This is a genomic window from Phocaeicola oris (genome assembly GCF_021295095.1).
GTDB classification, from domain to species: Bacteria; Bacteroidota; Bacteroidia; order Bacteroidales; family Bacteroidaceae; genus Phocaeicola; species Phocaeicola oris.
In genome coordinates this window covers 95,659-115,307 of sequence record NZ_JAJLQX010000008.1, presented here as the reverse complement: position 1 = coordinate 115,307, position 19,649 = coordinate 95,659, and the positions used below count along the sequence as shown (strand labels likewise).

23 protein-coding genes are annotated in these 19,649 nt (G+C 44.0%); 16 read left to right on the top strand and 7 right to left on the bottom strand.

Annotated elements, in window-relative coordinates; all coding sequences use genetic code 11:
• From LO761_RS05965 to LO761_RS05900, 14 genes are all read left to right on the top strand, one after another.
• Positions 1 to 298 (top strand): hypothetical protein (locus LO761_RS05965; RefSeq protein ID WP_272817373.1); only part of this gene is annotated, 298 nt, incomplete at its 5' end.
• Between the two features lie 359 nt (positions 299 to 657).
• Positions 658 to 807: a hypothetical protein gene (locus LO761_RS05960; protein WP_272817372.1), complete on the top strand. Its 150-nt coding sequence runs from the start codon at positions 658 to 660 to the stop codon at positions 805 to 807.
• A gap of 37 nt (positions 808 to 844) precedes the next feature.
• The gene (locus LO761_RS05955) at positions 845 to 1,000 is read left to right on the top strand and encodes a hypothetical protein (RefSeq protein ID WP_007411088.1); all 156 of its coding nucleotides are present in this window, start codon (positions 845 to 847) and stop codon (positions 998 to 1,000) included.
• A 62-nt stretch (positions 1,001 to 1,062) separates the two neighbouring features.
• Positions 1,063 to 1,341: a hypothetical protein gene (locus tag LO761_RS05950; protein WP_007411086.1), complete on the top strand. Its 279-nt coding sequence runs from the start codon at positions 1,063 to 1,065 to the stop codon at positions 1,339 to 1,341.
• Between the two features lie 239 nt (positions 1,342 to 1,580).
• The gene (locus LO761_RS05945; RefSeq protein ID WP_272817371.1) at positions 1,581 to 2,597 is read left to right on the top strand and encodes a hypothetical protein; all 1,017 of its coding nucleotides are present in this window, start codon (positions 1,581 to 1,583) and stop codon (positions 2,595 to 2,597) included.
• A 12-nt stretch (positions 2,598 to 2,609) separates the two neighbouring features.
• Positions 2,610 to 3,089, top strand: a complete 480-nt coding sequence (locus tag LO761_RS05940) for a hypothetical protein (RefSeq protein ID WP_272817370.1) — start codon at positions 2,610 to 2,612, stop codon at positions 3,087 to 3,089.
• Between the two features lie 13 nt (positions 3,090 to 3,102).
• The gene (locus LO761_RS05935; RefSeq protein ID WP_272817369.1) at positions 3,103 to 3,807 is read left to right on the top strand and encodes a hypothetical protein; all 705 of its coding nucleotides are present in this window, start codon (positions 3,103 to 3,105) and stop codon (positions 3,805 to 3,807) included.
• An 85-nt stretch (positions 3,808 to 3,892) separates the two neighbouring features.
• Entirely contained in the window at positions 3,893 to 4,270 is a 378-nt protein-coding gene (locus LO761_RS05930; RefSeq protein ID WP_004345314.1) for a hypothetical protein, read from the top strand.
• 502 nt (positions 4,271 to 4,772) lie between these two features.
• Positions 4,773 to 6,296 carry a MobV family relaxase gene (mobV, locus tag LO761_RS05925; protein WP_272817368.1) on the top strand — a complete coding sequence of 508 codons (1,524 nt, stop codon included), beginning with the start codon at positions 4,773 to 4,775 and terminating at the stop codon, positions 6,294 to 6,296.
• Between the two features lie 595 nt (positions 6,297 to 6,891).
• On the top strand, positions 6,892 to 7,128 hold the full coding sequence (locus tag LO761_RS05920; RefSeq protein WP_036927568.1) for a hypothetical protein: 237 nt from the start codon (positions 6,892 to 6,894) through the stop codon (positions 7,126 to 7,128).
• A 50-nt stretch (positions 7,129 to 7,178) separates the two neighbouring features.
• Positions 7,179 to 7,409: a hypothetical protein gene (locus LO761_RS05915; RefSeq protein ID WP_272817367.1), complete on the top strand. Its 231-nt coding sequence runs from the start codon at positions 7,179 to 7,181 to the stop codon at positions 7,407 to 7,409.
• Between the two features lie 99 nt (positions 7,410 to 7,508).
• On the top strand, positions 7,509 to 8,198 hold the full coding sequence (locus LO761_RS05910; RefSeq protein ID WP_272817366.1) for a hypothetical protein: 690 nt from the start codon (positions 7,509 to 7,511) through the stop codon (positions 8,196 to 8,198).
• Positions 8,199 to 8,240: 42 nt separating this feature from the next.
• Positions 8,241 to 8,642 (top strand): hypothetical protein, encoded by a 402-nt coding sequence (locus tag LO761_RS05905; RefSeq protein WP_272817365.1) that lies wholly within the window; start codon positions 8,241 to 8,243, stop codon positions 8,640 to 8,642.
• A gap of 83 nt (positions 8,643 to 8,725) precedes the next feature.
• Complete coding sequence (locus LO761_RS05900; RefSeq protein WP_004345324.1) at positions 8,726 to 9,565, top strand: Fic family protein; 840 nt, start codon at positions 8,726 to 8,728, stop codon at positions 9,563 to 9,565.
• 75 nt (positions 9,566 to 9,640) lie between these two features.
• Here LO761_RS05900 and LO761_RS05895 read toward each other — a convergent pair whose 3' ends face one another.
• Genes LO761_RS05895 through LO761_RS05880 form a run of 4 tightly spaced genes read right to left on the bottom strand, consistent with a single transcriptional unit; the run spans position 9,641 to position 13,749 of the window.
• A complete protein-coding gene (locus tag LO761_RS05895) occupies positions 9,641 to 11,884 on the bottom strand; it encodes a type IV secretory system conjugative DNA transfer family protein (RefSeq protein ID WP_272817364.1) in 2,244 nt (747 codons plus the stop codon).
• Positions 11,885 to 11,889: 5 nt separating this feature from the next.
• On the bottom strand, positions 11,890 to 12,609 hold the full coding sequence (locus LO761_RS05890) for a hypothetical protein (protein WP_272817363.1): 720 nt from the start codon (positions 12,607 to 12,609) through the stop codon (positions 11,890 to 11,892).
• A complete protein-coding gene (locus LO761_RS05885) occupies positions 12,606 to 13,349 on the bottom strand; it encodes a hypothetical protein (RefSeq protein ID WP_272817362.1) in 744 nt (247 codons plus the stop codon). The genes LO761_RS05890 and LO761_RS05885 overlap by 4 nt, the downstream gene beginning before the upstream one ends.
• The gene (locus LO761_RS05880) at positions 13,327 to 13,749 is read right to left on the bottom strand and encodes a PH domain-containing protein (protein ID WP_371441332.1); all 423 of its coding nucleotides are present in this window, start codon (positions 13,747 to 13,749) and stop codon (positions 13,327 to 13,329) included. The genes LO761_RS05885 and LO761_RS05880 overlap by 23 nt, the downstream gene beginning before the upstream one ends.
• Here LO761_RS05880 and LO761_RS05875 point away from each other — a divergent pair.
• A complete protein-coding gene (locus LO761_RS05875; protein WP_232209192.1) occupies positions 13,684 to 13,848 on the top strand; it encodes a hypothetical protein in 165 nt (54 codons plus the stop codon). The genes LO761_RS05880 and LO761_RS05875 overlap by 66 nt on opposite strands.
• Here the strand turns inward: LO761_RS05875 and LO761_RS05870 are convergent.
• The 3 genes from LO761_RS05870 to LO761_RS05860 form a co-directional block, all read right to left on the bottom strand.
• Positions 13,845 to 16,391 carry a hypothetical protein gene (locus LO761_RS05870; protein WP_272817361.1) on the bottom strand — a complete coding sequence of 849 codons (2,547 nt, stop codon included), beginning with the start codon at positions 16,389 to 16,391 and terminating at the stop codon, positions 13,845 to 13,847. The two genes, LO761_RS05875 and LO761_RS05870, sit on opposite strands and share 4 nt — an antisense overlap.
• Positions 16,392 to 16,412: 21 nt before the next feature.
• A complete protein-coding gene (locus tag LO761_RS05865) occupies positions 16,413 to 17,531 on the bottom strand; it encodes an OmpA family protein (protein WP_272817360.1) in 1,119 nt (372 codons plus the stop codon).
• 129 nt (positions 17,532 to 17,660) lie between these two features.
• Positions 17,661 to 18,674, bottom strand: coding sequence for a glucosaminidase domain-containing protein (locus tag LO761_RS05860; RefSeq protein ID WP_272817359.1), 1,014 nt, complete (start codon positions 18,672 to 18,674; stop codon positions 17,661 to 17,663).
• A gap of 213 nt (positions 18,675 to 18,887) precedes the next feature.
• Between LO761_RS05860 and LO761_RS05855 the strand changes: the two genes are divergently transcribed.
• Entirely contained in the window at positions 18,888 to 19,649 is a 762-nt protein-coding gene (locus tag LO761_RS05855) for a DUF4099 domain-containing protein (protein WP_270777214.1), read from the top strand.

The following is a 19,649-nucleotide window of genomic DNA, read 5'->3' as shown; positions in this document are numbered from 1 at the left end:
GAACTCCATCAGACACAAGACAGCACAGACTTGCCGTCAGAGCTGCTTCGGGAGAGAGGACTATACTTCTTGTGGAGCCTGCCGCCCCACACCCGGCCACGGAACCGGCACACGCCTGAAGGCAAGTGCCGTTCCTTTATATCCGGCTGTCTATACACCCAACCTTTTACCGACAATACATATAGCTGTATATACATATAGGCGTATATACAGCTATACGGACATACGGCTACACACGCTGCACCTGCGGTGTTTATTTTACACTCACTTTTATCTATCTTTTCATTTCTGTTTCTGATTTCGACCTCACTTTTCATCCGCTTGTAGTCATCCATCGACTTTTATTCTGCAAAGGTATCGCAGGCAGGGAACACGGCAAACACCGGAATGCTCCTTATTGGCGGAAAACTTTTCATGACCCTCCGAAATCATAGATTGCGGTTTCCTGAAAATTTTTACCGGCCAATTCTTTGCCTTAGGTTCCCTTAACGCCCACGATTTCACCTTGCACATAAAAGGTTCGAGATGACGGTTACACCGGAATGATAAAAAAAAGTTCGGGTCGAAGAAACGAAAAACCTATAAAAGGTTGAGAATCGGGATGCCCAGAATAAAATTTTAACTTCAGCCCTCGACAACACGGTTAAGTCAAGTCGTATGAAAAAAATAGAAGCAGCAAGAGAACTCCACGCAATTTATAACAGTTACGAGGTCAGGAAAGTAAAGTTGGCAACAATCCTTCGCAAGATGTACAAATGGGGGGATAATTGGAGATTGTGTGGATATGCACATGACTATACTGTTTAGCCTGAACTTTCTATTATACATCAAAAGTGAGGAGATTATGAAAATAAAGACAAACAGATACTTCTTCAAGAAAGCCGAAAAAGGTTGGACTATCATGAAGCGTAGAATGGACGGTTATATCATCGCCATACGTTGGGTGGCCAGCTGGCAGGAAGCACGGCAGCAAGTCTATAAGCTCAACGGATGGAGTTGAAATTATTCCATGCGAGACTCTATACGAAGAACTCTAATATAAACGATTCATATACAAACAAGATGAAAACATTATCAATCCACAAAAGCAAGACCTCATCGGCATCTGAAGCTGTCGGAAAATGGTGGAACTCAAAGAATGTATTCTTCTCTCTGCTCGCAGAAGAAAACTTCACTAATAAAGAGGTGGTACTCGTACACCTGATTCTTATGGCATTTCTAATCGGTACCGCTTTGGTAGAGACATACCCTGTCATATCAATCCTTGCAATCATTGCAAGTGCCGTTTGTGTCAGGATTTTGAATGGTGTGGGTAACAATATTAACAATGTTAGTAATTAGCTTATTTTTTTATACCTCAAAATATTAACATTTAAGCAAAACACATAAGAGAGTATCTGAAAATATCAAAAGTTCCAAATAATAAATATTTGGAACTTTTTTAATGTATCTTAACAAAATAAGCAGGCAGGAAGTTTTTCCAAAAGATTTTGAAAATGTTAATATAAGACTTTTATTTTTTTGACACCTCATTTTCATAGTGAGGTTTGTATCTTCGCAGTCGTTAAAATATTTTTTTTATGAGAAGAAATCACTTATCATTAACTCTCGCGTTGACGGCACTTGCTTTCTCTTCCTGTACAAAGCATCCGTCATTTCAGAACTCTACCGAAGCGATAGAGGCCTGTAAAGCAAAGCTGTCGGAAATCCAATCTTACAAGGATGCCGACATCGAAAAAGTAACTGACCTTACGGCACAGTGGCAGGAACTTAAAGACTCGTCGTACAGTGTCTTTTCAAAAGACTCTACCATTAACCTGAAGAGTCCGGTGGCACTTGCCTATTTTGTCATTTCCGATTCTGTGAGAACAGAGCTGACACGACTTGCTTTTTCAAAGCAGCGTTCGCTTCAGGACGTGATGTACCTTAAACTCAATACGGCTTCCGAACGGGCAAAGATGGAAAGTTCGGACACCTATAAAAAAGCGTCTGACTTTTATGGGGGACTTGACAAAGAGCAGACGATAAAGGGACTTCCACAAATACTGGCCATCTACAACAAGTTGCTAAACAGTACGCATGACTTTAAGCAGGAGTCTCAATTGCTTACCTTTATCAGGCAGGAGGACAGATGTTTTCGTTCGCTCATGGAACACCTTAGCAATGTACCCATGGATGAGATGCAGCGGTTAACCCAAAAGACAACAAGGCTTTTTAACCGGCTTTACTCTTCTGTCGGTCAGAAAAACGATGAAGTGAATGACAGGACGATGCTGTATCTGACCATGCGTTTTAACCGCCGGATCATGCAAAATGCCATTGCGTGCAGGGAAGACATACTGAACAACAAGCAGCTTAGCCAGGAACAACGGGTCAGTTACCGCTGGATGCTGATTCAGCCCTATGTGTCCTTGGATGGGTATTCAACGGCTGCATTGACCAAGAAACAGCGTGAAGAGCTGATGGTAATTTCCAAGGAACTGCCAATACTTTTGAATCGCCTGGACAACAAAAAGAAAACGAAGGAGGAGGAAAATAAGCTGATAGCCACTTTGGCAGAATATTTTCTGAAATCGTATATTTCAGCAACTTTATAAATAGAAAATCGTATGGAAAAAGCATTAGACTACAACACACTTGAAGACGGAACCTACAAGCGTTCCATCCTCCTGCTTTATCAGAAGTTGATAAAGTTGCTCCCCGGCTATTTTACAGAACAGCAGATATGCGTTATCCAACACGCTTATTTTACGGAAGTCGTTCTTAACATGGAAGAGCAACACGTGTTGGAAAATTTCGTATCGGATTTGGTGGAGAAACTGCATATACACGTTCTCTATGCTTCCAAGGAAGAGAAAGGAAAAGTATATAAGGTGGTGGCATACTCGACTCCGGTAGAAGATGAAATGTTTGTTGTCTATCTGTCATCGACCAATTACGGAATCGTTGACTCAATGACGGTATTCTTCTTTGATAGTTTGGAAACGATGTACTATCATCTGCTTTCCGAAAGGAACCGGATGCCCAAACTGCAGAAAAACATTCTGGAACAAGAATCATACGCAGAAACATTGTCGAACTTCAATTGAAAGAAATATGGTGATGTTAATATTAAAATTAATCCTTTTCGTGGTGCTGACGAGCATTCCTTTCCTGTATCATTTTCTAATCAAGCCAAGGAGGGAAAGCGTGAAAAAATACCGCAATGTTTTTACGGCAGCACAGCCCCATAGGAAGAGCAACAGGAAGTCTGTTTGGAGAATAGGCACTCATCTTATCAACTTCTATGACAAGATGAAGCATCGGGAAAAGCCAAGAAAGTTTTTTACATTATTACTTTTACTGTTTCTTCTCGGTATTCAAGGTGTAGACAACTTTGCATCAGGAGAAGTGGCTGCCACATATAAGACCATGGCGAAAGAAAAGAGGTTGGACCAGCTTAGCATCAGCGGAAAGAAAACGGCGGCTCCGTTCATGCAACGAAAGATGAACAACTACCTCTATCCCTTTCTGACCCGCCCACTCGTTTACCTTATTACTTTCGGGATGACACTACTGTTCTTCTCTTACAAGTTGGCTAACAGAATACTCACGAAAATACATAATAGCAAAAGGATTCTGATAGGTGTTTCCTGTGTAATTATTTTGTTTTCTTTCTTCGATGAAGGAAGGTATATTTTGCTTTCTGAAGTACTTTTCGTTATTGCAATGGCTGCCTTGTTCTATCCCAATTTTCATGATCCTGCTGCTCCCAAAGGGAGGAAACCGATACCACAAAGATACACGGTAGAAAGGAAGGCTGCATGACCTTTATCGGTTACAACATTTATATAAAAATGTGGATTGGAAAAAGGTAGATTTTTACATATAATATTGATAATATAAAATAATAATGACTAACGATAAAATGATAGATAAAGAAGTCGTTCAAAATGGTTATAAGAACTATCATGTAAGAATGTCTTCCGACCTGCTTAAGTTTCTCTGCGGAGACTATACTTACAAGAACGCAAAGCGTTTTTCTCGCCTGCAGGCCTTTCGGGATCTTGTGGCACGACATTGTACCTCCGAGAGGAAACAAGAGGACACGGCCGCAAATATAGAATGCCTATCGAAGTCTTGGGGCTGGAGTCGACCATCGGTCATGAAGTTCATCCAAAATTTAGAGACAATGAATGTTCTGGAAGTCTTCAATGTTGTTACAAGCAAAATGGTCAGACTCCGAAAAGATATCGTCGTTTTTGCCCCGGCAAAAGATGTTGAGAAATGACGGAGAGGGATTTTATCCATCCCGAAAATCCGGCTTGACATTTCATTTTTAATGAACTTGGAGATGGAAAAGACAAAGTCTTGGTACATGCGCTTGCGCATGAGCGATCGTTTTGCAAACGAAATGAATTGTTTTACATTGGGAGGTAGCCTAATACCCCCCAAATCAAAATTTGGGGGTATTGCCACCCCGGCGAGGGGGGGACTTCGTGCGGCAAGCCGTGTCAATATTAGGCTCTCCGAGGGGTAAAGCGGAAATGGTTTTGAAACGTGTTGGGTCTTCACTCGTACGGAAGCTAAGGTAGAAAACATTCACAGAGCCCCCCCACAGAGACCCCCCACAGAGATCTATCATAATCTTCATTAAATCAGAGTAATAGAAATACAGAGACCCCCCATAAAGACCCCCATTAATTGGTAATAACAAAATGTTAGAGGCGGGCACTTCGAAATATTTATATTCAGAGACCCCCCACAGAGACCCTCCGGCTAAAATAAAAAAAATGGCAAAACAAGTAATGGATCTTATGCCTACAAAAGGCATTACTGTTGCTCAAAGCAATGAGCATCTACGAAACTTCTCGGCGGAAGCATACCGGAGAAAACTATCGTATGCTTTTGACCCGACACGTGAGCATCTTAATTTTGAAGTTCGCAAAGGGGGTGTGATAGCTCCCATCGACAAGCAGCTCTCAATCCCCAAACGAATCAAAGACAATTTGAAGGCAAGGAATATAATAGACCCTAACCTCGGACTTCCGGAACCGAAGTACCGGACTGTTGCAAATTTCATCTTGGGTGGTTCGAGGGATCAGATGCACCGTTTGGCCTTCGGTGAACAACAAGTGAACTTGGACAAGGGAGCCGATAATTCGGGAATTACTCGCAGCCCTGAAATAGAAAAATGGGCTGTTGACATGTACAAGTTTATGAGTAAAAAATATGGTGAAAAGAATATCGCAGCTTTTATAGTACATCTTGATGAAACAAACCCTCATATTCATTGCACAATTTTACCAATAACGGAGAGGAATAAATTCTCTTGGAAAATGGTTATGGCAGGGCAGAGTAAATTTGAATATAGTCAGCGCCTGACAGCCCTTCACAATGAACTCTCGGAGGTCAACAAGAAGTATTCTCTTGACCGGGGAGACAGCATTGCAGAGACGGGGCACAAGCATAAAACGATGGGAGAATATTATGCACAAAAAAGAGAGGATTTAAAGAAAGAAGTTGATCATCTGAAAGGCGATGTCGCTGATCAAAAGCGACAGATTTCGAGAAACAAGGTTACACTGTCAGAACAAGAAAAAGCAATTAAGCATGGTGAAGCAAGATTGAAGGGACTGGGTACCATGATAGCCAATCTTGAAAAACATAGAAATGACTTGCTCCGTGAGATTGAGAAGTTAGAAAATTATGTCAAGGCAGGAAAGATAACCAAGGAGCAGGCAGATATTGAACGTGTGAGAATCCTCGCCGATATTGAAAAAACAAAAGAGAAAATTATTGACAAAAAAGGAAAGCTCGCAGAGGCGGAGAGAAAGCTTGAATTAGTGAGGGGGCAGACCGAAGCCACCGAAGAGCGATATAAGGAAATAAAGGATGACATACATTCCATTGCGCCGAACCTGAACACGCAAGTCCTACATGACATGCAAGCTGTTGGATGGAATATGGCCTCGATAGAAGCGCAAAAGTCTTATAGCAAATTTAATGCTTACCGTGAGTCTCTTCCGCCAGAGCAGAGAGTGGCTTTTGACGAAGCGACTAAAGGATTTTCTGAAGGTTCTATGTTCGAACAGATGGCAGAAAATTCAAGTCAGGTTGCCTTGGTCGCCACGGCTCTTTTTCTTGGCTATCTTGATAAGGCAACGGAGATTTCGCAGAGTGCCGGCGGCGGTTCCGCGCCGAATGGAGGCTGGGGTAAGAAACCTGACGAGGACGATATAGCGTTCCGACAACGCTGTTTCCTAATGGGTATGCACATGCTGAAATCAGGTAAGAAAAGGAATATCAAGCGGTAATAATGTTGATGTTTTTTCATGGGGAATGTTGTAGATGTTTGTGAATCCGAATAAGATATGGATTGTATATATGTCTATTTTCTTATACTTCAATACACGTATAGCGCAACACGTATATACATCTATACGGATATACGTATATACGAGCATACGGCTATACACGCTACACCTGCGGTGTTTTTTACATTTACTTTTATCTATCCTTCCATTTCCGTTTCTGATTTCGACCTCACTTTTCATCCGCTTGTAGTCATCTTCGACTTTTATTCTGCAAAGGTATCGCAGGCAGGGAACACGGCAAACACCGGAACAAGTCCTATTGGCGGAAAACTTTTCATGACCCTCCGAAATCAAAGATTGCGGTTTCCTGAAAACTTTTACCGGCCAATTCTTTGCCTTAAGTTCCCTTAATACCTGCGATGTTACCTTGCACATAAAAGGTTCGAGATGACGGTTACACCGGAATGATAAAAAAAAGTTCGGGTCGAAGAAACGAAAAACCTATAAAAAGGTTGAGAATCGGGAGGCCCAGAATAAATAACAAATTTCATAAATTATAAAAAGGTGAGACACACCATAACAACTGTTCAAAATCATGAAAGCTTATTTTTACGCTTCTTACCTGAATTCTTCTCATAAAGTAGATGCAGCTTCTATTATTAAGGCTAAGAGTTTAGCTCAAATTAAGAGGGCGAATATACACTTATTTGAAAATTACGCTAAGTTCGATAGCTATAAAGAGGCTTACAATTACCTCATGCTAAATGTCACCTCGTTGGGTGCACAACTTCCTTATGAAGAAGTTAAATATTTCGACGTTACAGATTTTTAATCTAAACTTTAACTTTTACGCTGCGCTATCGGCATGACGGGCAAATTTATATGATTAAGAATGCAGACAACAAGAAACAAATTTTAGTTGAACTTTTCAGTGGTTACAAATTCAATGGTGGAGAAGAGCCTGCAACCCTAAAAGGGTACGTTGAGCGCGAAAGCGAGAACGATCCTGGCTTTTTCAGGTGGTTGTTCGATAATGAAAACCTTAGCGACTTTGGCTTTAACCTCTCTAAAGAGCAAAAGCAAGAGTATAAAGAATTTATAAACAAGTTATAACAATATTCAGCCCTCGACATCACGGTTAAGTCAATTGATATGTCAGTTTTTATTTCCAAAGAGTTAATTCCCAAAATTGAAAGGTATTATAATATTAAAATGACAGACCCTACAGAAGAGGTTGGGTATGGAGAGCAGGCAATGGCTTTTGAAGATGTTACAGACTCTTGTTCTGACCTTGAAGATTGGCTTGAAAATGGAGATGTCTTAACTTGTTACGAAGATGCGGACGGGCAAATTCACTATAAAGTTTCTGTAGAAAATGGAGTGTTCGATTTTGTGCTTGACAAAGAAAACGTGGAGTACGAAAGTTATCTTGAAGACATTAAGTCTGACTTAAACAACCTCTTTTCAAACGCGTCTGTCGAAGATTTCAGAACGTTATGCCAAAATTTGCAGGACTACGACGAATACAAAAAATCGCACGAAGATGTAATTGATTTCGATTTAATAGATAAAGAAGACTATGAAAGCATAGTAAAAGAGGCTATCACTGAATACATCGAAAATAACGATATAGAAGTAGATGTAAAAGAGTTAGGCGATACAGACGTTGTTGAAGACGGAGATAACAGCTTTACTTATAAAGGTGAAGAGTATCAAGGCTTCGATAGTTCGGACAGTGGCGACTTCGATTGCACAAGCTGCGAGAACTTTGATTTAATCTATGAGGCGGTGCAGGAGGCTAACTACGAGGATAAGGAAGAATTAACAATGTACCTATGTGGTATGAATTTCGTCTACAAGAATATGGTAGATGATGTAATGTACAAATTCTATTTCAAATAATATTAAACCTAATGCTGCTCTATCGGCAAGACGGGAAACAACATGAAAAGATATAAGTTCATTATTAAATTGTCCGATGGTAATGAAATTCAGGCTGCATCTGTCGGCAATAGCCGTGATGAAGCCGTAGAGCGTCTGTTAGCTTTGCCACAGACAACGGAGTTTATCGGTTCAGCGCAAGTCATTGATGCCGTTCTTGTTGGCGAGGAAGCTGTACAACCTGTTCCGGCTGACCGTTTCGTATTACAGCGGTCAACTGCCCCCTGTTGGTGGGTAGTCGGTGATCCGGAAGGTATGTTTGTCATAAAGTTTAAAGAACATGACTTCAATGGTACACGGAAAATCACTTATCTCAAAGATACTCCTTCTGGTGCGTCGGCTGAAGCCCGTGTCCTTCGGGAGATACCGGAGTGGTTGCAGCTATATCATTCCGAAGTGCTTTAAATGGGTGTACAGGCTTTTTCTCCTTAAAAAATTGTTTAATCAACCGTAAATTAGTATATTTGCTGTCTAAAGATAAGGCAATTATGAATAAACAAGAATTTTTAGATATATTGGAAGAGCACAAGGAATTGGGCTTCCAAAAACAGATAGACTATGAAAAGTTCTATCTCTACTCAATCGTGACCCATTCAACTGCTATCGAAGGCTCGACGATGACCGAGGTGGAGAACCAGCTGCTCTTTGACGAGGGTCTTTCTGCCAAGGGTAAAAGCATCATTGAGCAGAACATGAACCTCGACCTGAAAGCTGCCTACGAAAGAAGTATGGAAATGGCAAGGGAACACACACCTTTCTCCATCGATATGCTGAAGGAACTGTCTTCAATCGTAATGAGAAGAACCGGGGGGATATTCAATGCACCTGGCGGTGTATTTGACTCGTCAAAGGGAGATTTACGTCGGGTAAACGTTACGGCAGGAACTATGGGAAAGTCTTATATGAGTTACCTGAAAGTCCCACAGAAGTTAGAAGATTTCTGCAAGGAAATGAACGAAAGACGGGAACAGCTGTTAAAGAACCCCGATGTATATGAGCAATACCGTTTGAGCTTTGACGCACATCTGAAACTCGTCACGATCCATCCATGGGTAGACGGCAACGGCAGGATGTCAAGGTTGATCATGAATCATCTTCAGAATGAGTTTGACCTGGTACCCAATAAGGTATTGAAGGAGGACAAGGCCGAATATATCAACGCCTTGGTGAAGTCAAGAGAGGAAGAATCAAATACCCCGTTCCAAAACTTCATGTTCCGGGAACACGCCAACAACCTCCAACAGGAAATCGAGAACTATAAGTTATCCATGGAAGATGAAGAAGAGGAGGAAGAAGAACAGAAACCTCGCCGACATTTCCGGAGATAAGAAATTAAATGAAGGGTCATCTGAACTTTACAGTTCAAGTGACCCTTTCTCATGTAATAAAAACAAAGGAAGAATTTATTTGGAAGACTTCCTGTTGCTCTTCCTATGGGCTGTTTGAGTGCCTTCTTCCTTTTTGAACTCTGTCTGGACAATCTTTATCATATTCTTTACCTCTTGGTCTATCCGCTCAAAGTTGGCATATAGAATACGCTCCTTGGAGTCTTCAGAATCGAAGTGGTAGAACTTCGGTATAGGATAATTGCTGTAGTCTGTTTCCTCTGCCTTAATCTGTTCCATGTCAAAAGAGGTCTTGCAAAAGAACTTGGTGGTTCTGAACTCTTCAGCAGTCTGAATATCCATCGAGTCCCGTCTGCCTGTCTTCGTAATCACGAAATCCCGGGCAGTCTGGCCACACAGCCATCCGGAAGCCATATCACTGATTTTGGAGGCAGGAACAAGGCTGTCCATATTCTCATTGAGATTGATGGATGTTCTGTCCCTGTCAATGGTAATGCCTTTTTTGAGTTGTACGACCTTTCCGAAGATGTCGCCCGACAGCCAATCAAGCGTTTCTTTTGAGCGTGCAGAGCCGGAAACGACATTACCTACGGTGGTAATAATCTTATCCTTGCCCACCTTTCCATAATCTGCTTCCAACTGCGGCAGTTCCTGAAAACCTAATGTCACAGCAACCTTATTACTTCGGGCGGTTCCTATCAAGCGGTCTATCTTATGGAAGTAGAGTGTCGGCAGCTCATCGACAATGATGCTTACCGGGACATTCTTTCCCATACCGCTGTTGACACGGGTGACAAGACGGTTCAGAATCAGGGCATTGAGTGCTCCAATGATGCTCTCCATTTCCGGGTCATTGGCAATAAGCAGATAACTTGGATGTCGGGGATCTGACACCTTCAAATCAAAATCGTCCCCACTAAACACCCAATAGGATTCCTTGGTGGCCAAGCGTGAAGTCTGCACACGCAACGTACCTATCATACCTTCCAACTGCTCCATGGCACCATTGTCAAAGGCAGTCATGAAAGGCCCCAAAAGCGGGTAGACCTCCGGATCGGTCTTCAAGACTTCAAAGATCTCATCATAGGAGTGGTTCAGGAACGAGAGCACGTGAGGCATGTCAGAATACTGACCTTTCCAATAGGCCGGTTGCACCTGGTATTCCTTGTTGCCAATCTGTTTCGCATCATTGAAGACCCTTCCTGTCAACCGCTTATGGTGGGTTTCCTTATCCTCGCCGTATTCGGGGAAGAGTTCATTGCCGTTCTCATCAAAAGGCTTCTTGTTGTAGTTGACGAAAAAGAAAATACAGGCTGCAAGGAAGTTGGTGGCAGATGTCTGGAAGAACTGGTCGGAACCGCCACCGGAAGTCTTCTGTCCCTTTTGAAGGGACTCAATAAGTGTCTCCGCTGTTTCCTGTGCTGCAGCCAAATTTGCAATGTACTTCTGCTGGATAGGATTGACGCGTGCGCTGTACTCAATATTGACAAAGTTAATGATATTGAAGTTACAGCCTTTTGGCAGGTTACCTTGCACCTGATTTTTCCTATAATGATAATAGAGCTTGGTTGCAAGCGTCGGGAACTTGTAGTCATAGACAACCATTGCAAAACCCTTGGCCGAATGCTGACGGATATAAGGCTCTATGACAGAGAATGTCTTTCCGGAACCGGGCGTGCCCACAACCCATGTGCCTCGGAAGGGATTGACAATATTGATCCAACCTCTCCTGAACTTGCCCTTGTAGTAGTAGCGCATAGGGATATTGACGGAATACTTGTTCTCGACAAGCTCTGTTGTCTGCTCGAAACTTTCGTTTTCAAAGTTGAACCGGTCTTTGAGCATGCCGTCCTTGAAATATTTCGATACATTGTCAAGAGCAGTATGGACAAGTATTGTCCCTATGACAGACACGGCCATATAAACCCACACATTGGCTTTCAGGATCCATAACCTGACATGCCAGTCACTGTTATAGACAAGCACAGAAGCCACTACTAAGCCAAAGCCGATGGCGAGTGGGTAGAATACCATCTTGCGCGCATCGAACTCTATCTGTTTCTTGTTCTTTGTGCCTATACAGGTGATGATTACCAGCATGAGCGTAACCATCTTCGAGTAGGGCAGGAACTGATACATGGACAGTACCCCGAGCCGGTGATGAAAGCTGTTTACAATGCCGCCTAATCCGCTCAATACGGCCGGATCCAAGGCATACATGAAGAACTCCAAAAGGAGTGATACGTATATGGTCGTCCTGAAAATACTGTACGTTCCCTGTATTTCTTTACTTTCTTCCATTGCTTTTAGTATTTAACGCCTTTGGCATGTTTCATCCAAGTCTTCAGGCAATCTTTTGTTATAGATCCCATCTTGCGAGGCTGGTATTCCTTTCCGGTTCCTTTCAGGTCATACCATGAATCCATGATCGTTGTGTAATGTATCAAACGGCTTAGAGTACGGAGCTTCCTGTTGAGCGTACGCAAGTTCAGGCGGATGTTGTCCATAACTTTGAGCCGTTCATATTGGGTCATCTTGGCATTCTTGTCCTGATATTTTTTCAGCGGCAGGATTTGCTCGATGTCTGCTGCGAGTTTCAGACCGTTCTCGATAATGTCAGTATAAATGTTGTTCTTTGACTGTGAGAAAGCTACCGCCAGGACATTAGCCGGTTGCCGAACGACAATACCCTTAACAACTTTCACGTTTTTCATTGCTTCATCCACTTCCATGTAAATGCCGTATATGTCGGCTGCCACGGTCAGTATGTCATCAAAGCTGTTAAGGTAATCGTTGAACTGACGTTGGAAGTTCGTTGTCGCTGCCACTTCCTCTTTCAAATATTTGTATCCTGTAAGGTTTCCTGCCAACAAAACATCTTGCGCCTTTAAGGCTTTCTTTGCCTGTTTGGCATAAGTGGCAAACATCCCGGCCCTGACACCATCCGGCCCATTCTGTGCAAACAGGCTTATGGAAAGGGAAAATCCTAAAATGACGCTGATGGCTGCCCGCCTGATGCTGTTCATTGTCCCCATGGTTTATGTGTCTGTCTGTATTTATAAAACTTGGCAACATTGCTGATAGCCCTGCACATCCGCTTGGACGATTCCTTGGCCAGCACCTTGTTGCTCTTGTTAATCTTACCCGTGATGGCCCTGTTCCACACATCATCTAAGGAGTGCATTGTGACACTCACTGACAACAGGCGGAGTTTTCTGTTCAACCGTTCTAAATTGTTTGTCAGATTCCACAGCATCTGCGTCCTCTCCGCACCGTTGAGCATATTGCCTTCCCCTCCCTTGGCAATTACATTCTTCAATGCCCTGTAAGTACGGATAAACTCTGTCACCGTCTCCAAATAGAGATTGTTCATCGACAGGGAAGCAGCAATTCCTTGGGGATTGATTCTACATGCCGTATGGACTTCCCATAGTGCCGTGAGCGTCTGCATCCCGTCGGCATAAAGGGAGGTGGCAGCTTTTATGGCGGAAGCATATCCGGAAGCTGTCTTCAAATAGGAATTGTATTTTTGTTCCCACTGTTTCATCTTGGTATTGGCCACCGTCATGGCTCCCTGCTCCACAGCAAGGGCCGCCATGGCTTTTGACTGCTTCTTTATCTGATTGTCAATAAGTGTTTCTCCAGAAGCAATAGCCGCATATTCAAGCGGATTGGATTGAGATGCACCTTGTGCTGACACAGTCATGACTCCAGTAACGAGAACAGTCAATAAGAAAATGCACCTAAGGCCTGTTTGTAATCTCATAAATACCTTTCCTTTTCTTGTTAAACTCCACACGTTTGCGTATCTCGCTGACAATATCCACCCTTGCCTTGATGCCTATCATATCCAGCTGGGGATTGTTCCTGTCTCCGGAATAGATGGTTATGGTCTTCAGACCGAAGAGCTGCTGTGGCAACGACTGGTGCTGCCGGTAGTCGACGACACGGTAAAGCTCGATATAGTCCGTTGAGTGGGAGAGCACACCGTGAAGGGTGATTAGCTGCTCCCCTGTCAGGACATATTCGATCCTTGCCATATAGACCACTTGAAAAAACAGGTAGAAAGTAAGAAACAATGCCGGCCATATCAAAAGCTCATGGAAACGAAACTCCATAAAGCTGCTTATCCAATAACTTGCCAGGCACAGCAAGATTACCGGCAGTTCATTGATGCAGAACTGCCCCCAATGGGGACGGATGGTCACCGTTTGGAAGGGCATAAATTCATGATTGAACATGTTGCGGACGTTATTGATGATTAAATACCCATTCCCCTGCCTTCCGATGGCCCTCTTCTTAGATGTTCACTCTCTGACTCGTAAAGGGCAGCAGAGACCGCTTCGGGAGAGGCTACACCGGGCTTGGAGAAGACATTTCGGCTTGCATAGAGTTCAGGGCGGTGACGTGGCTCTGCCATGACGGAACCGACAACATCCATTCCCACGGAGACGGCAGCAAGGATAGCAGCCCCCAAGTTGAAGCCGTGGCCCGCTTTTGTCTTCATCTCCACTTCGGGGAATATCTTATCGAAGAGCTTCATGCGCTGGGTGTCGTTGATGGCGCGGAACTTGTCGAAATCTTTTTGGGTGATCTCATGGGAAAAGACATTACCGTCTATGACGGCGGTCATCTTGTACTTCCCTTCTATGACCTTGCCTTCTGCGTCACGCAAGCGTTCCACGGCAATATCTCCGACTTCGGTTGCCCTGCCATGGCCACCGCTTCTGACCCATTCTTTGTTGGGCTTTAAGTTCTCCAATGATTGTCCGTTTACGCCGGCTTCTCCTTTAAGGGCAATCTTTACGTTTTCCCGTAATTCAGCCAAAGTGGGTTGAGCTTTTCCATCTGCCACCAATTTCGCTTCGCCTTGGGTGACGGCTTTTATATCTGTCCCTGACAGGGCTGTGGCCTTGATATGTTCCGTATCCTTAAAGATCGTCTTGTTCAACGCATCTGCCATACGCTCGTTGTATGGTCTTCCGGCACCGCTTTGCAATGCGTCCTTCATATCTATATTCTCCGAATAAGAAGACACGCGTCTCTCTGCGGTGGAGAGGGGCAGCCGGATTTCTTTGACAACAGACAAGGGCTGCTTGTTTTCATCGGTTATGGGAATGATGGTGGAAAGCAGCTTTGCCTTGCCGTCATCATCTGCATTCTTGAAAGCAAGATACTGCTCTTCGGTAATTTTATATGACCACATACCAATATCCTTGCTCTCCCGCATATTCAGCATATAATTGCCGGAGATCTGATCCTTGTAGGCCATCGCTCCTGTGATTGCAGCGGAAACGTTGTCATTAACAAGGTTGTAATGACCGTTCAATACGGCAACACCGTCTGCATCCTCAATCCTGCCTGAACGCACGGGATCTTCCAAGACACCGTTGGACGCGTCCTTTATCTTGACTTCATCAAAAACCTTGTCGAACAGCTTCAGGCGGTACTCGTCATTATAGTTGATGAACTTGATATAGTCCTCCTTGGAGATGTCATGTGACATCACCTGATTGTTGATTACGGCAGTCATGCGAAACGTAGTCGCCCCCTTGCCGTCATTGACAGGTGACACCTGGATCTCACCGACAGAGACGGCACGTCCGTCCTTTACCGGAAGATAGAAACCTTCGTTTGGATTAAGGCCACGTCCGTCGACGACACCGATAGAGTTCCAGCGATCTAAGAAACCGCTCCGATAGTCCTCGCGCATGTCTTTCATGTCTATGATGTCAAGTTTGGATGCCATATATTGATTGGCTGCTTCCTGATGAAGTCCCAGCTCTTTCTCCACTTCAGGTTTTAGCTTAATGTCTACATAGTCCTTGCTGTTAAGCATCTCTACGGTTATCTTATCGGTAAAGTCTTTCCCTATGACGGCATTCAGGATGGCAAGCCGTTCATTGACAGATACACCATCCTTGTTTTGTATACCCTTTTTGTCGCTGTACTTGAATTTCTCGTTCATGAGTTTCTTCGTCTCGTCAGGGTTCAACTTGTATTCAAGGTTGGTGGGGACGGACGCAGACTTGATGGTCAGCAGATTTTTCTTTTCATCTATGACAATACCGTGCGAAGACAATACCTGCTGAAATTTCTCTGCCGACAGATAAACCGGTGAACTGATGGAATTAAGGGGAACGGACTGTCCTTTCGGACGTTCCACCTTGGGAAGTTGTTGTTCGCTGATACTCATGGACTGAAGAACGTCCTGTTTCTGCTTCATACCCTTATCATAGAACCCATAGGCACCTGTCTTCATCTCTCCGGGACGCAGACGCCCGTCAGGACGGTCTATAACGACAGGTGCGCTATTTGCATAGAATGGTCTTCCGTCTATGCGCCTGATACGCCCACCATGGGCAAGTCCCATCAAACCGTCTATGATGCTATCAAAGCGCCCGTATCTCGGCCCTTCAAAAGGGTAAAAGAAGCGCGGTTCTCTGTATCCATATTCTCCCGGGGCAAGCCTGTGCCCGTCAAGTCCCATGTTGACAGGACTGTTGGCATTGCGGGCTGCGACAAATGAGCCTGGGATATAATAATCTTCCTTAACGATGCCGACAAAGGTGTTGTAGGCCTTCTTGTCCCATGCGGATGTACCTCCGTTCATCAGGTTCTCAACCTGTTGTTGGTCGAGAGAATAACGTCTGGGTTCGGATGAATTATGGGACAAGGTGACAAGTTCATAATCACCGGTCTGTGTCATGGTGATATGAGCCTGCATGCCGTTGGCATTGAGGGTGTCCTGCAGGCGCGGTGAGATGTCCGTTACACCATAGTTGGTATTCTTTCTTAAAATGGCCATATTATTCTGTTTTAATTCTTCTTACTTCTGCTTATACAGGATCACGCAGGTGTGGCGGTTGGCTGTATAAGGCTTATAAAGATTGATACCGCCCCTGGTTGCCCCGGTCATCTTCGATTTCGGTACACCGGCATTTATCAGCAGCTTGGCAATATAACGGCAGCGTTTGATGGAAAGTTTCCTGTTATGCTTGGGTGTTCCTGTCTTGCTGTCTGCGGAACCTACGATACGTACTTCCAAGTTATACTCCTTGACGGCAGCTGCAATCTCCTGAATGTTGACCAATTGCTGTTTGTCGACAAGCTCCGTGGTATTACGCTTGAAGAAGAACAGGATTGGAGCGTCAAACTGCGCAATGTTCTCATCGCCATTCCCGGAAATACTCTCCGTATTCTTGTTGGCAAGTCTTTCCTGAAGCGATTTAAGGCCACTGTAATTATTGCGCGGATAGGTGGTCAGATCGGTTATTGTCGGATTCTGCAATACATCTTCATTCGCCGACACCAACTTGTGTTTTTTGACTTTCCAGCCTAAATGTCCAATCCCGATGGACAAACCGATACTTCCCGAAAGGAGGTTGTCTCCCAAACGGCCTTTCTCTCCATATCCGTCAAAATCCCGACGGGTTGTCGTTCCACCAAAAGAGGCAGAGATGCTGATACGCTCACTTAGGCTGCAAGTTCCCAAGATGCCGTAGGAAAAGGCAAAGGAATTTTTCTTCAACTGATTATGCCGGATAATTCCAGCTCCCATATAGGGGCTTATGTTCCATTTTGCCGGCTTCTCAAAAGAGGGTCGGAAGAAGGAAGACACGTTAAGAAGTAGGTCTGTATGATAGCTGCCAAAGGACTTGGGAGCACGTTGGGAATCGACAAACTTAAAGCCTTGATAGGCCAGTCGTGTCCCAAAATACGGCGAGTGCCATTTCTCGATGGAAAGTTCCAACCCTACCTTGGTTCTACCGTTAAAGTCCGTGTGTGAGACGGGATCTCCCAAGAAAGAGATAAAACCGCCCTGCGCGGAGACAAACCAGTTATCGCCCAATCCTGACAGCTTATACTTCGCCTGACCGTCTATCGGACTTGGCAGGCCTGTCGGATGACTTGCAGAGCTTGCCGAAATCTCGTGCCGGGAGTTCACATAGAATCGTTCATCATTACCGTACACGACCTGTGCGTGGATGCCATGCCCTATGAATGTAAGGGCTGACAATAAAAAGAAGATTTTTTTCATTATGCTTTTTCTTTGTTTATACACATTTATATAGTATTATAGCCGTTCGGCGGCTACATCGTAGAGATAGAGCTTGTGCTTCATGATGATGCGCTCGCATTTCTGTACATAGTCCCTTGCCGTGGCATATCCGGCAGACTTGATGGAAACGAGCCAATTGTGAAAATCCGTGGAACTGTATTTCCAACACTGCTTATAGCGATCGCTCATCAACAGTCTTGAATGATATTCCATGCTGGCTTCCGGAGAGGCAAAATTGCAGAATTTCTCATTAGGGCGATCATCGTCATGGACACTGTATGGAAGTCCGCTGTCCAGCCAGTTCCTGTTGGCCTTGATGCCGAAGTAATTGAATCCTGCCTGGGCCAGACTGCTGTTTCCCCAACTGCTTTCAAGTGCCATTTGAGCAAGGATGACGGAAGCGGGAATGCCGTATTTCTGCTGTTGTCTCATGGCGGCATGGGCATATCTCTTGAAAAATGCGTCAGGAGAAAGAAGAGTCTCCTCGCTGACATGGAGAGCTGTGATACACTGCAACTTTACGTCTCTTATGTAAGTAAGGAGGTTATAGGGGTCTTCGAGTCGTCCCCTTAACCGGCTGGTGACATGAAGGTGTGGCCCCGTCGAACGACCGGAAGAACCGCTGACGCCAACCGGGTCTCCTGCATAGATTCTCTCTCCTTTCTTTACCCAGATTTGAGAAAGATGACAATAGCTGATGGTGTAATCACCATGACGCATGATGATGTAATTGCCGGATCCGGAGTCATAGCCTATATTCGCGATGTAACCGTCAAACATGGCAAGGACTTTCTCATAATGAGCTTTTAAATCCAAGCCACAGTGTTCTTTTTCCTTGCCGGTGAATGGATCTTTACGAATACCGAACGCAGAATTGATCTCGACACGTTGTAAGGGGAAACTGACACTAAGGTATTTGTCTATCCAGTAATCCTGATGATTGACATCGGAGGTATTCTTTTGTGCATGACAAAAGAGACTGAACAGACTCAAAACAGCCATGAAGATATGTCTAAAATGTATAACCATCTACTCGTATTTTATGATTACAAAAATAAAATAAACCGTTTTAATAGGGGGCTCGAAAAAAAAGGAAGTCTTATATTAACATTTCAAAAACGAAAAACACCGTAAAATCGCCCAAAAACGTTTTGAAAATGTTAATATAAAAGGTTTATTTTTTTGGAGAACGGACTTTTCAAGTAAGAAACTATCTTTGCAAAAACAATAAACAGGAAAATTATGAGAACAACTTTTGGTGAGAATGAGATACCATACGAGAAATTTGCAAGTATCGGGCTGTCTCAAGAAATGGTGGATGACCTGCCTGAAATGGTGATGAAAAAACTATTGGAGGGACATTGGACTCCTATTTTACCCGTCAGCGTGGATTTGGGTGACGGCATACAGAGAACAATTCAGGCCCGTCTTAAACTTGAAAGAAGAAGTGGCACTGTTGACATCCTGATTGCCCCGAGAAGTGAAATGGCTGATTTGGAGGACTTCACGCCAGAGGAACAGAACACGCTGCGAAGCGGGAAAATCATCATAACCAAAATGCCGGGGAAAGAACAGTGTTTCGTACAGCTCGATGACAAGACAAACAGGGTTTTCTATATTCCTGTTTCTCTAATGGAGGATAATCTGGCTTCACTTCAAAACGAGCTGGAACTCTCTAATGAGCAAGTGGCACAGATGTGTACAGGCAATGTTATTTCAATAGACAAGCAGGAAGGGCGGTTCACATTCGGGTTGGATTTCCTCGCTGACGGTGGCATCAAGGTGGTAAGTGGTGACAGGGAGGAATATGACAGTATTGCTTCCCGCGAGTTGCCTACATATAATTTCGGCATCTACGGATGTTGGGTCAAAGAGTCGGACAACTCTTTCAAGGACTATGTTCCTGAAGATAATTACACGGAAGAGATGCAAAAGGAGTTCTACCATTTAGGGGATGAGAACTCACAAAAAGCGGAGCAGAAAAACAGAGGTATACACAGATAA

Coding starts and splice junctions, on each gene's coding strand:
- LO761_RS05955 (WP_007411088.1), top strand. CDS start 845: ATGAAAATAAAGACAAACAGATACTTCTTCAAGAAAGCCGAAAAAGGT.
- LO761_RS05930 (WP_004345314.1), top strand. CDS start 3,893: ATGACTAACGATAAAATGATAGATAAAGAAGTCGTTCAAAATGGTTAT.
- LO761_RS05945 (WP_272817371.1), top strand. CDS start 1,581: ATGAGAAGAAATCACTTATCATTAACTCTCGCGTTGACGGCACTTGCT.
- LO761_RS05960 (WP_272817372.1), top strand. CDS start 658: ATGAAAAAAATAGAAGCAGCAAGAGAACTCCACGCAATTTATAACAGT.
- LO761_RS05950 (WP_007411086.1), top strand. CDS start 1,063: ATGAAAACATTATCAATCCACAAAAGCAAGACCTCATCGGCATCTGAA.
- LO761_RS05935 (WP_272817369.1), top strand. CDS start 3,103: ATGTTAATATTAAAATTAATCCTTTTCGTGGTGCTGACGAGCATTCCT.
- LO761_RS05915 (WP_272817367.1), top strand. CDS start 7,179: ATGATTAAGAATGCAGACAACAAGAAACAAATTTTAGTTGAACTTTTC.
- LO761_RS05875 (WP_232209192.1), top strand. CDS start 13,684: ATGGAAACGAAACTCCATAAAGCTGCTTATCCAATAACTTGCCAGGCA.
- LO761_RS05895 (WP_272817364.1), bottom strand. CDS start 11,884: ATGGAAGAAAGTAAAGAAATACAGGGAACGTACAGTATTTTCAGGACG.
- LO761_RS05910 (WP_272817366.1), top strand. CDS start 7,509: ATGACAGACCCTACAGAAGAGGTTGGGTATGGAGAGCAGGCAATGGCT.
- mobV (WP_272817368.1), top strand. CDS start 4,773: ATGGCAAAACAAGTAATGGATCTTATGCCTACAAAAGGCATTACTGTT.
- LO761_RS05905 (WP_272817365.1), top strand. CDS start 8,241: ATGAAAAGATATAAGTTCATTATTAAATTGTCCGATGGTAATGAAATT.
- LO761_RS05920 (WP_036927568.1), top strand. CDS start 6,892: ATGAAAGCTTATTTTTACGCTTCTTACCTGAATTCTTCTCATAAAGTA.
- LO761_RS05860 (WP_272817359.1), bottom strand. CDS start 18,674: ATGGTTATACATTTTAGACATATCTTCATGGCTGTTTTGAGTCTGTTC.
- LO761_RS05940 (WP_272817370.1), top strand. CDS start 2,610: ATGGAAAAAGCATTAGACTACAACACACTTGAAGACGGAACCTACAAG.
- LO761_RS05870 (WP_272817361.1), bottom strand. CDS start 16,391: ATGGCCATTTTAAGAAAGAATACCAACTATGGTGTAACGGACATCTCA.
- LO761_RS05890 (WP_272817363.1), bottom strand. CDS start 12,609: ATGAACAGCATCAGGCGGGCAGCCATCAGCGTCATTTTAGGATTTTCC.
- LO761_RS05855 (WP_270777214.1), top strand. CDS start 18,888: ATGAGAACAACTTTTGGTGAGAATGAGATACCATACGAGAAATTTGCA.
- LO761_RS05900 (WP_004345324.1), top strand. CDS start 8,726: ATGAATAAACAAGAATTTTTAGATATATTGGAAGAGCACAAGGAATTG.
- LO761_RS05885 (WP_272817362.1), bottom strand. CDS start 13,349: ATGAGATTACAAACAGGCCTTAGGTGCATTTTCTTATTGACTGTTCTC.